Origin of the sequence: Collinsella aerofaciens (assembly GCF_901212495.1) — a bacterium.
GTDB lineage: Bacteria > Actinomycetota > Coriobacteriia > Coriobacteriales > Coriobacteriaceae > Collinsella > Collinsella aerofaciens_H.
This window is the reverse complement of the sequence record NZ_CAAKNY010000017.1, coordinates 76231-86997: the sequence shown is the minus strand read 5'-3', so window position 1 is coordinate 86997 and position 10767 is coordinate 76231. Positions and strand designations below refer to the sequence as shown.

10 protein-coding genes are annotated in these 10767 nt (G+C 59.1%); 4 read left to right on the top strand and 6 right to left on the bottom strand.

Annotated features, from left to right (window positions below):
- Positions 1-46: 46 nt before the first annotated feature.
- The 6 genes from SFLMC1_RS01540 to SFLMC1_RS01515 all read right to left on the bottom strand — a co-directional run bounded on the left by SFLMC1_RS01540 (position 47) and on the right by SFLMC1_RS01515 (position 4757).
- Positions 47-889: a Cof-type HAD-IIB family hydrolase gene (locus SFLMC1_RS01540; protein WP_152073538.1), complete on the bottom strand. Its 843-nt coding sequence runs from the start codon at positions 887-889 to the stop codon at positions 47-49.
- 186 nt (positions 890-1075) lie between these two features.
- Complete coding sequence (locus SFLMC1_RS01535) at positions 1076-2494, bottom strand: citrate synthase (protein WP_152073539.1); 1419 nt, start codon at positions 2492-2494, stop codon at positions 1076-1078.
- 78 nt (positions 2495-2572) lie between these two features.
- The gene (locus tag SFLMC1_RS01530; protein WP_006235289.1) at positions 2573-2860 is read right to left on the bottom strand and encodes an ACT domain-containing protein; all 288 of its coding nucleotides are present in this window, start codon (positions 2858-2860) and stop codon (positions 2573-2575) included.
- Between the two features lie 397 nt (positions 2861-3257).
- On the bottom strand, positions 3258-3965 hold the full coding sequence (locus SFLMC1_RS01525; RefSeq protein ID WP_226814224.1) for a site-specific integrase: 708 nt from the start codon (positions 3963-3965) through the stop codon (positions 3258-3260).
- Between the two features lie 18 nt (positions 3966-3983).
- On the bottom strand, positions 3984-4235 hold the full coding sequence (locus tag SFLMC1_RS01520; protein WP_006235292.1) for a helix-turn-helix domain-containing protein: 252 nt from the start codon (positions 4233-4235) through the stop codon (positions 3984-3986).
- A 9-nt stretch (positions 4236-4244) separates the two neighbouring features.
- Complete coding sequence (locus SFLMC1_RS01515) at positions 4245-4757, bottom strand: DUF2975 domain-containing protein (protein ID WP_006235293.1); 513 nt, start codon at positions 4755-4757, stop codon at positions 4245-4247.
- A 552-nt stretch (positions 4758-5309) separates the two neighbouring features.
- Here SFLMC1_RS01515 and SFLMC1_RS01510 point away from each other — a divergent pair.
- From SFLMC1_RS01510 to SFLMC1_RS01495, 4 genes are all read left to right on the top strand, one after another.
- Entirely contained in the window at positions 5310-7532 is a 2223-nt protein-coding gene (locus SFLMC1_RS01510; protein ID WP_152073541.1) for a hypothetical protein, read from the top strand.
- 5 nt (positions 7533-7537) lie between these two features.
- Positions 7538-8278, top strand: a complete 741-nt coding sequence (locus SFLMC1_RS01505) for an ATP-binding cassette domain-containing protein (protein ID WP_117769450.1) — start codon at positions 7538-7540, stop codon at positions 8276-8278.
- Positions 8279-8557: 279 nt separating this feature from the next.
- A complete protein-coding gene (locus tag SFLMC1_RS01500) occupies positions 8558-10246 on the top strand; it encodes an ABC transporter ATP-binding protein (protein ID WP_187323803.1) in 1689 nt (562 codons plus the stop codon).
- A 1-nt stretch (position 10247) separates the two neighbouring features.
- A complete protein-coding gene (locus SFLMC1_RS01495; RefSeq protein WP_152073543.1) occupies positions 10248-10592 on the top strand; it encodes a hypothetical protein in 345 nt (114 codons plus the stop codon).
- Positions 10593-10767: the final 175 nt, after the last annotated feature.

Genomic DNA, 10767 nt, shown 5'->3' with positions numbered 1-10767 from the left:
TAAAATAGCCCCGTCCCAAATTAGCTGCCCTGCCGGGTTGCTGCTGCTAGGCGAGGGCGGCCATGATGGTGCGGGCGACGCCGTCGTGGTCGTTGTCGAACTCGGTGATGGCGTCGACGGCGTCGCGGTCCTCGGGCTCGGCGTTGATCATGGCCATGCCGTGGCCCGCTGCCTGCAGCATGGGGATGTCGTTGATGTTGTCGCCGAAGGCCCAGGCGTCGGCGAGACGCTCGCCCAGGTGCTCGCATAGCCACGTGAGGGCCGTTCCCTTGGTGGCGCCCTTGCCCATGACCTCGATATTCATGGCGTACGAACGCGTGACCTCAATCCCGCCGAGCGTGTCGAGCTCCGCCGCGATGGTGTCGCGATCGGCCGGGTCGTGCCAGTACATGGCGATGCGCTCGAGCGTCTCGACCTCGTCGATCTTGCTGTCGATATCCATGTCGATCGGTGTTCGTGTGCGCTTGAGCGAAGCCGCGATGTGGGGGTCGCCGCCGCAGAATTCGTCCAGGCGCGTGAAGAGTGAGCGGGGGAGGAAGCACTGCCCGTCCGCGAAGATATCGAAGGTCACATCGTGGCCGGCGGCAATGCTATGGATGCGATGGGCGATGCCGCGATCGAGTGGACGGCTCAAAATGCGCGTAGCACGTGAGGCATCGGTGGGCACGTCGTCGTCGAGCTGCCAGACGCTGGCACCGTTGGCGCAGACCGCGTAGTGTACGGCGGGGTGGGTGAGGATGGACTCAAAGACGCCCGACAGCGGGCGCCCCGTGCAGGGCACAAACTCAATACCGCGGCGCGCAAGCTCGTCGAGCATCGCCCAGGTGGCGTCGCTCATCTGCTTATCACTCGTCAGCAGCGTTCCATCCATATCGGAAAACACAATCATTCGTTTCATTCCTTCCAGCTAGGTAGATTCTTGGGACATGCCTTGATTTCTACTTTTTCTCCTTCGTTGCCAAGGGCAAGGGCAAAGGTAGAAATCAAGGCATGTCCCAAGAATCTACTGGCATAAAAAGCGTGGCCGAGGGCGGTGATGCCCTGGCCACGCTCGGGTTCTATAACGGTTCACGCCCTAGCGATCGGCGAGCGGCTTGTACTCCAACGGCTCGATAACCGGGCGATACGCGGGACGGATGATGCGGTGCGCGCAGAAGAGCTCTTCCATGCGGTGCGCCGACCAGCCGGCCATGCGGGCGACGGCGAACAGCGGCGTAAAGAGCGTCTCGGGCACGCCGAGCATCTTGTAGATAAAGCCCGTGTACAGGTCGATGTTGGCGCAGATGGGCTTGGTCATGCCGTGATCGCGCATCACTTGCGGGGCCAGGCGCTCGATGCGCTCGATGAGCGCGAACTCCTCGCCCAAGTCCTTCTTGGCGGCAAGCGTGCGCGCGTAACGGCGGCACACCTCGGCGCGCGGGTCGCTCAGCGTGTAGACGGCGTGGCCCATACCGTAGATGAGACCGGTGCCGTCGAAAGCCTGCTTGTCGAGGATCTTGCCCAGGTAGGCCGCGACCTCGTCCTCGTTTTCCCAGTTGGAAACATGCGCGCGGATGTCCTCGTGCATGGACACGACTTTGGCGTTGGCGCCGCCGTGGCGCGGACCCTTGAGTGAGCCGATAGCCGCGGCGTAGGCAGAATACGGGTCGGTGGCCGAAGAGGACAGCACGCGGCAGGCGAATGTGGAGTTGTTGCCGCCGCCGTGCTCTGCATGCAGCATGAGCATCACGTCGAGCAGCATGGCTTCGTCGCGGTTGAATGCCATGCCGCCGCGCAACACCTGCAGGATGGTCTCGGCGGTGGAAAGGCCGGGTGTGGGGTGCGGCACATGAACCTCGGAGCCGCGGCGCTTGGCGACCGAGGCCATATGCGCGAAGGCGGCGATGCGGGGGAGACGGGAGAGCATGGAAATGGCGACGTCGATTTCGTGCTCGGGCGTAATGACGTCGGGCTCGGCGTCGAAGGCGTAGAGCAGCAGCACGGCGCGCTGAAGCACATTCATGATGCTCGACGACACCGTGGTCATGGGGAACTCTTTGACGTACTCGTCGCTCAGATGCCTAAAAGCGCCCAGACGTTCACAAAAGCCGTCGAGCTCCTCTTTGTTGGGCAGCGAGCCCGTGATGAGCAGGTAGGCGACCTCTTCGTAGCCATAGCGATTCTCGGCCTGGGCGTTGTTGACCAGGTCCTCGATGTTGTAGCCGCGCAGCGTGAGCTTGCCCTGGTCGGGCACGACCTTGCCGTCGATCTTGTTGTAGCCGTGCACGTCCGAGATGCGGGTAAGACCCGCGACCACACCCGAGCCGTCGGCGTTGCGCAGGCCGCGCTTGACGTTATGCTCGACGAACAGGCCCTCGTCATACGGATCAGTCGGCAGGCCGTGGTAGAGGTTTTCGCTTTCGGGCGAAATCTGGCGGCTCGCCTCATAATCCAAGACCAGGCGGCTCAGATGGTCATCGAAACGGTAGTAGATTTTCTTGGCGTCGTAAGCCATGCGCGCTCCTCTCGGGGCCGTGTGGGGGCGGCGTGCTTGGGTGCAGATGCGCCAGCCTGTTCCCGCACGACCTGTTCGCTACAGGCGGTACATAAAGTTAAAGACATCCTCGCGCTGGATGGACACATTGACGCCCGAAAGCTCGCCGGCCTCGGCAAGCGCCTTCTGTAGCTCGGCGAAGTCGAGCTTGGACTCGGCGGTGTCGGCCAGCATGGTCATGGTGAAGATGTCCTCGATAATGGACTGCGTAATGTCGCGGATGTCGACGTTGGCCTCGCCCAGAACACGGGTGACGCCGGCGACGATGCCGGGGCGGTTCTTGCCAAGGACGGTGATGACGATACGGGAGGACGAGATCTCGGCCATGGGAAACCCTTTCGCGTGGTTGCGGCGCGCGCGGGGCGCTCCGCTGCGGTACAGTGTTCATCATTGTACCTGTCTGGCGCCAAAAGGGGTGTGCTTACTGCGGCGTTACACGTCTGCAACATGAGCGTAAGGGGGAAGGCCGTACGGGGAAGAGCCGTCTGGCGCGTGTCCGGCTCGTGTTGGGTTGATTTCCGATCTCAGCCGAACACATTGAGCGGACAGGCCGTTCCCGCAGTCAGCCGAACGCCTCCGACGGCTGATTCCGAACTGGAAGCGGAGGGCATCCCCGCCCTTCGGTAGGGGATACCGCTCCGCGGCGCATGCCGCGGGCGGCGCCCCTATCGGACCACCGTGACCTCAGTTGGGATGGGCCCAGCACTGCCGCGTACTCGGTGAGCTAGAGCCAACTGTTCGTCTTCACGTCGCGTATGGCGATATTTCGGTCGTCCGGCTCGGTGATGCCGTAGCCGAACGCCTGGAGCGTCTCGATGGACTCCTGGATCCTCTGTTGGAACATGGGACCCGGATCGACCCTCGGCCCGAGGTGCCCGCGCCAAAGGCACGGCGTGGCGCGCAGCATGTTATGGATTTTGGAGATGGGCTCGATGTCGGCGTAGACGTTGAGCGTCGCCATGGCGTCCTTGTGGCCGAGGATCGATTGGAGCGCCTTGATATCGCCGCCTTGGCGGATCCACTGCGTTGCGAACGTGTGGCGAAGGCCGTGGAACGTGATCAGCTCGTCGTTGGTGCCCATGAGGCCGTTGGTCTCCGAGAACGTCTTGAACGCCCTGCGGATATAGCTTGTCGTCGCGAAGGTCGCGCCCGGCTCCGACAGGATGTAGCAGTCCCCGATCTCGACCGCCCCGGTAAGGCCGCGCAAGCGCAGCTTTCCGCAGTCGATCTCGTGGGTCTCCTTCAGGAAGGGGAGTAGGCCGACCGGGTCGATGGGGATACCCCTGGCGTCATGGGTCTTGGTGTCCTTGATGAACGAACCCATTCCCTTCGCGTACGCCGCCGAGTGTCTGATCGAGATCAGGCCCGTCTCGAAATCCACATCGCACCACCGAAGGCCGCAGACCTCGCCGATTCGCATCCCCGTGTGCAGGGCGAGTACGACCGCCCTCTAATCCTCGGCGGACCAATCGAGTCCGAACTCCTTTCGGGCATCCTCTTCGCTCATGACTTCGAGAAGGTCTCCGGGTTGGCAACGAAGGGCGAGGCATAGCTGCTCGAGTGTGTTGAAGCGAATGCCGCGAATATGCCCTTTTTTAATACGGGACAGGTTCACGGGCGTGGTTCCAATCCTTTCGGCAAGTTCGTTCGAGGAAATCTTTCGCTCGGCCATGATCTTGTCGAGGCGAACAATTACGGGCATGGCGTTTCCTTACGCAATCTCGTCGGAGTCGAGGTACAGCTCTCGGGCGTACAAGAAGAGCTGGGAAAGCATGAACAGGACGATGCCGAGAACCAGAGAGGTCCAATCGAATGATGAAGCGATCTCTTGGGCGCCGACGGCCCCCTCGCCGCCAAACATCGAAACGGAGGTTTTGAGTGAGCCGGCGTAGAGGCTGGTGGCAGCTTGAACAACGAAGAGAATGCCGAGCACCTTCAAGCATGTCGCAGACCCTTTCTTGAAGGGGTCTCCGCTCTTGATCGTCCACACGAGAACGGCGCTGAGGATGGTCGTAGCGATACCGATGACGGCAGGGACCAATGTCGAGATCGCAAGGGCTGGATACGCGGGGGAGTCTGCAATTACAGGGTTGTCGAGCACTTCGATTGCTGGCTTTAAGGAGAACGCCACTTGTGCGATGGCGGTGGCGCAAAGGGTCGCAGAGGCTATCGCACATGCGATGCGGAAGGAATGAAGCCGGGGAGTGCGATTGTCGGAACTCATAATAACCTCCGAAGAATTTAAAAAACTCAGGTTACTTTTTAACAGTTTATGTTAAATTGACTTTGCCGGCAAGTAAGCACAGTATGCTGCAACCGAAACCCCTCTAGATTGGAGAGGATTATGTTCAGTACTGTTAAGTCGTGTAAGCTCTTGGTTTTCCTCGGCCTCGCTCTTTGTCTGTTGCTGCCGGGAGCCCCCGCTTTTGCGGATACCCCGATGCCTCCTTCCCAGGAGAGCAGCCAGTGTGCCCTCGTTGAGCCCCTCGGGTATACGGACGACGTCGTCGATACCTACTGGAGCTACAGCTGTCCTCGCGGCGTAAGCGGGCACAGCATCTCGATGTTCAACATCTCTTACAAGACGATCTCCTACCGAAATGGCTATCGCCGATCCGCGCATCATAGGGAATCCCGCCTCGCTGCAATGTGCTCCTGTGGTGTTCTTGGCACAACTGATAAATGGCAATTTGTCTATAGCACCTACTAGATGCGAGGAAGGGCCGAGCATTTTGTTCGGCCCCTCTGTTCCGACTGGATGAGGTTAAGGTTGGCGATGAATATGCTCAAAATCTCGAAGGCGATCTTTAGGTCGCTTCTCTCCTCCAGGTCGCTCTGTGTTGTCGTTGTTGCGTTGATGGTTCTTTGTGCTCTGCCCGTCTTCAGGAGCGCGGCTGGCATCGACGGACGGGTCGAATACCTCGAGTCGGGAATAACCCGTGTTGAGCAGGAATTGTCAGCATCCTATGCGGATGCGCTTGTGAATGCGGGGGAGGACGGTGTCTATACCTCTTCATCAAGCATGCCCGCGCTTCTGTACCCTCTTGCCGCGGGACGTCTTATCTTGGCGCCGCTCTCTCCCCTACTTCCGTTTCTGCAGATATCGGATGGAGAGTACACCTATTATGACGGATCGAAGGAGTACTTGCTATGGGTCGCAACGGCCGTTGCCGTCTCGTTCCTTGCCGCGCGTCTTAACAAACGTGAAAAGCTCATCATCCAGGCACCGATGGGCGAGCTGGGTAGACTTGTTGCATCGAGCGTATGGGCGAGTGTTTTTGCAATGCTTGCCGTCCTCGCCATCAATCTTCCAGGGATAATCGCCGCGCTTGTGAAGAATGGCCCGGGCTCGCCGTTCTATCCGATAGGCTACATTCAATATGCGACTCCGGTTATCAAACCGGCTTGGCTGGTGTTCGCGCAGACGGCCATCTTGCAATTCTTGGTGGCAGCGTTCATCTCGCTTGTCGTTCACCTTGCCGTGAAGATTGCCAATAACCCTACGCTTGGAATCGTGTTCGTATGTGCCCTGATGGGGGTGACGATGGTTCCCGGGTATTACGGAAGATCCATCGCTTTACGTGAGTTCGCCCTGTTGAATCCCCTTACGTATGCGAACACTGAGTTGACCGTCGGCGCCTATAGCCCGTACCCGACAACGCAGATAGTGAATCTGCCTGGACTTTGCTTCGAGCGTGGCGCGATTGCCCTCGTATGCGCAATCGGGATCGAGGTGCTGGCAATTAGCCTGCTTTGCGTTGCTGGAAAGAGCGGCTGCGCGTGCCCGATATCCCCGATTTGTCTTGAGAGAGGTTCCTTCACTGCATCGAGAACGGCAACTCGTTCGAGCGCTTGTGCCTCCGCCGTTGCATACGTAAGAACGATGGGGAAACTGCTCCTGTGTTCTCCTACCCTCGCCGTATGCGCGATTGCAATGTCGACGACGATGCTGGCCCCGGCTCTGGTCGAGATGTTTCCTGACGCTGATAACGTTTCCGCTGTTCGGTATAGGGATGGGGAGCTCCGTTCAATAGATCGGTATCTAGAGCAGAACGCTGCGAATATGGACGTCGAGGGCAAAGCGGCCCTGGAAGACATGCGGGATGCTCTTTCGGGTTTCGTGTACGCGCCTATGCCTGCGGAGGGGTTTCGAAGCCTTGCGACGTACGAGCGCGCTCGAGGTGAGCTGGGCGCGGCAGATGCGACTCTCCTGCAATCGATCGGAATCGAGCCGGAGACTCCTTCTCGTGCGGAGGCGCGCGCCCTTCTGCTTGAGTCGATCGCGAGCTTGCCGGACCCCAAGGTTTACGAGTTAAGTACGAAGATGCCCCCATTAATCCTCCTTTCGTATCTCCAGGCAGCGCTTCCCTCCTTATTTTTGCTGTTGCCCGTGGTTGTCACATCGCTCGCGTGCACCCACCTGCAGTGTCGTTCCCTTCTGGTTCTCCAGATCCCCGCAACAGCGCATGTGCGTTTTCTGACGGCTGTTGCGCTGGCTCTCCTGCTTGGCTTGGTGCTGCTTTTGGTGTCGATGGTTCCCGCTGTCGTTGTGTCCGTGATTAAGAACGGTGCGGGTGGATCGGAGTATCCCGTCGCTCTCATTCGGGCGGGAGCTTCGACAACGTCCATGGTGGGGGAGGCGGTGTTGTGCAGTATTCCGTTGCTGGTCATGGCATACGGCGTGATTTCCGTCGTCGCTGCGTTGACAGCAGCGATTAGCCGCAACCCCGTTGTCACCGGAATGGTTTGCGCGGTTCTCTTGGTGTTGGGTTCGTTGAGCGCTCATGTTGAAAGCGTGGGCATGGGCGTCGCGCTGCTGGCTCCATTCGCCTCGTTTGATCCCGCTTCCCAGGTGGGGACGATTGGGTTCCTTGGGCGAGGGACGAACGCGATGCCTTTTGGAGAGGTCGTCGGCGCATCGGGCGCTCTGCTGGTGGTCTTGGGCGCCGTATCTCCGTTGATGGTGCGCCTGAGTGTTCCAAAGATCGAAAGGGGATGATCTCGATGATTGACCTTCAAACGCTGACGATCTCTTATGGAAAGAAGGTGCTCGTAGATTCGGTGAACGCTGAGTTTGCCCCGGGTACGGTCTACGGTCTCGTCGCTCCGAACGGGCATGGAAAGACGACGTTGCTGCGTGCGATGGCAGGTTTGCCGGGTCCTCGCGTGGACGGGAGCATCGTTCTGGATGAGGTGCAGGGTACGGGTGCGAGAGAGGTCCGTTCTATGATCTTCTATGCACCTGGTGAGGGGACGCTGCTGTATCCCGGATTGCGTGCGGAAGATCACCTCAAGATGGTTTGCGATATGTGGCCGCATGCTCGCGATATCGAAGAGATAGTGGAACAAACGCAGATAGGCGAGTTCGCGAAGATGAGGATCCGCACTCTGAGCCAGGGCATGAAGCAGCAGCTTACCCTGGCGATTGCGTATGCGACGGGCGCGCGGTACCTTCTATTAGATGAGCCCATGAACGCGCTCGACCCCAGCAGGGTGGACTTGCATTCCGAGATTCTCAGGAAGCTGGCCGATTCTGGTACGTGCATCATCATGTCATCCCACATCTTGGATTCGGTCGATAGGCTGTGCGATGAGATTCTGTTTTTGAAGGATGGGAGGCTCATTAGAAGCATTCCGCAAGATGATGCTGCGCCGAAGTCTCCTGGATCCCATTTCGCAAAGCCTGCCGGACGCGCCGAGGGTGCGCTAAGCACGTATCGGCGACTCTACGAAAAGGGCGGGTAGAAATGCAAGTTAAAAATCTATGTGGCCAATGTGATACCGTTGAACCCGCATATCGATACCGCTCAGCCATTCGCCTCGCCCCCGTCGCACGTATCTTCATCCGGTCTGTTACTTTTAATCTAACAATTCTTTGAGGAACGTAGGTGCTTCTAAATGTACTGTCGACTTCTTCTCAAACTAATCCTAAGAGACAAGGCCGTATGGATTTGTACGCTCGTTCTCGCTGCAGCCTTTTCCGTCCCCATTGCGTTCAATTCACCCATCTACGGGCCCTTCTTTATGAAACAGGGCATGCAGAGCTTTGTCGACGCATTCAATACGCGCGCGCCCCAGGCCAGCGGCACAGACCTATCTCCAGAGCAGCAAAATGACGCGGAGCTTGCAAGATACGCGAACGCCGCCCTTGCCGCTCAAACCGACGCCGCCTTTCTCGATTCTGCCGAGAGCTACTACGCGCTCATGGGCGAAGGCTTCCAATCCGGGTCCATCGTGGGAGACCAAGAGACCAATGACGCAGCGCTCGCATATTGCCGTGCCCTGAGCAGCTCCGGCATCACGGATATCCCGGCCTCCGCAAACGACCTGCCATTCCTTTCCTTCCTGCCTTACGCCATTGCCACGGCGCCGTCTTTCCTTCCCTTCATCCCCTTCCTTCTCTCGTCGATACTCGTGCTCGGCGCCACAAGGCCCGGGACCCTGGCGGCAAAGGCGCCCGTGCCCAAATTCCGGCGCCTTATTCAGATCGTGTTTTCGATAATCGTCGCGGGGACCGCGATGCTCCTCGCCGGCCTCGCACCCGGGGGCATTTACGCCTTGGTCCTAAACGGCTTCGGGCAAATTGGGTACCCGATCGCCTTCTTCCATGACGGCGCGCTTACCACCACGACCGCGGGAAACGTCTTCACAGCCCTGCTTCTCGCGCTGCTTGCGGGCGGAACCTTGATATCCGTTTGCTCCGCCGTCCTATCGACCGCAACGAGGCGCGTCCTCGCAGGCCCCCTTACCTCCGCGCTGCTTGTCGCGGCCCCGGCATTCCCGTTACTGTCCGATTCGGCACTGGAGCATAATGCCGTGCTCGGGCTCCTGCCACTGCCCGTATTCTCGCCTATCGAGGCAACGGGTTACGTAGGATGCTTCCCGACAGAATTCATTGGCTCCGGTTCAGGCAGCGCATCGATGCTTGCCGTGGCCCTGGCATACGTCGCGGTCTTTTTTACGGTCGGCGCCGTTGCGACACGTTCCCCCAAACAGCCTGGACCCGCGAAAAAGCACCATGGGCTCGAGCTTCTAGACGCGAGCGTGGGATACGGAAGCACGACGATACTTTCAATCGGGTCGCTTTTCCTGAGCCCGGGAACGGCGGCGGGCCTCGTTGCTCCCAACGGCTCGGGGAAAACCACCCTTCTTGAAGCGCTGTCGGGCCAATTTCCCACCCGCATCCGCTCGGGAAGCCTGGCGGCAGACGGAATCTGCCAACGTCGATCAGCCGAATTTGCAGAACTCGTCTACCTGAGCTCTTCGGGCAGCGCGGATCTCTATCCCACGCTATCGGCCATCGAGCACCTTGCTTTCGTTAGGGAGGCGTGGAAATCGGCCGCCGACATCGACTCGCTCTGCGACTCCCTCGGAATCTCCCCATATCTCGACAAGCCGACCCGTAAACTCTCGACAGGAATGAAGCAGCAGGTAAAGCTTGCCATGGCGATAGCGACCGATTGCCCGTACCTTATCCTCGATGAACCGCTGAACGGCCTCGATCCGGGAAAACGGAAAACCTCCTGCGACGCGATGCGCAGCGAAGTGGCGCGGGGACGCAGCGTGCTCATTTCAAGCCATCTACTCGACGACCTGGCAGACCTTACCAACTCGTTCTACTTCATCGAAGCCGGCACGCTCGTGGAAAAGATCAAGTCGTCCTCGCAGACGCTCAAGCAGGAATACCTCGATACATACGAAGGAGGTGAATGACATGAAACTATTTGAACAGCTGAAGTCCAATGCGTCGCGCATGGCTGTCTACGCCATCCTCGTGGCAACGGCTTTATGCGGAATCGCGGCACCCGTCTATGCGCTCAACGGGGAGAAAGGCGATGTCGAACCCGCGTACATGGCTTCGACGGTTAAGGACCGGTACAAAGCCTTCTCTGGAAAAATGTTTTACATAGCAGAGTACGACACGACCTACCGTGAGCTTCGCTACAACAAGGGCTACGACTATCTAGGCGCAGAGGCAATCAGCTATACGTCGGGTTGGTACGGCCCAAACTATGGACACAAAACCCAGTTCAAGTGTAACTACCGTGTGTACAACTAAAGCAACCGGCCGGGACGAGGGGTGACGCAAAAGCGTCGCCCCCGTTTTTAACCATGCCAGCTGAACCTAGTTCAGTTTGGTTGATTTCCGATCTCAGCCGAACACATTGAGCGGAAAGGCCGTTCCCGCAGTCAGTCGAACGTCCCCGGGGCCCTTCTCAGGCCCGGGGACGGCA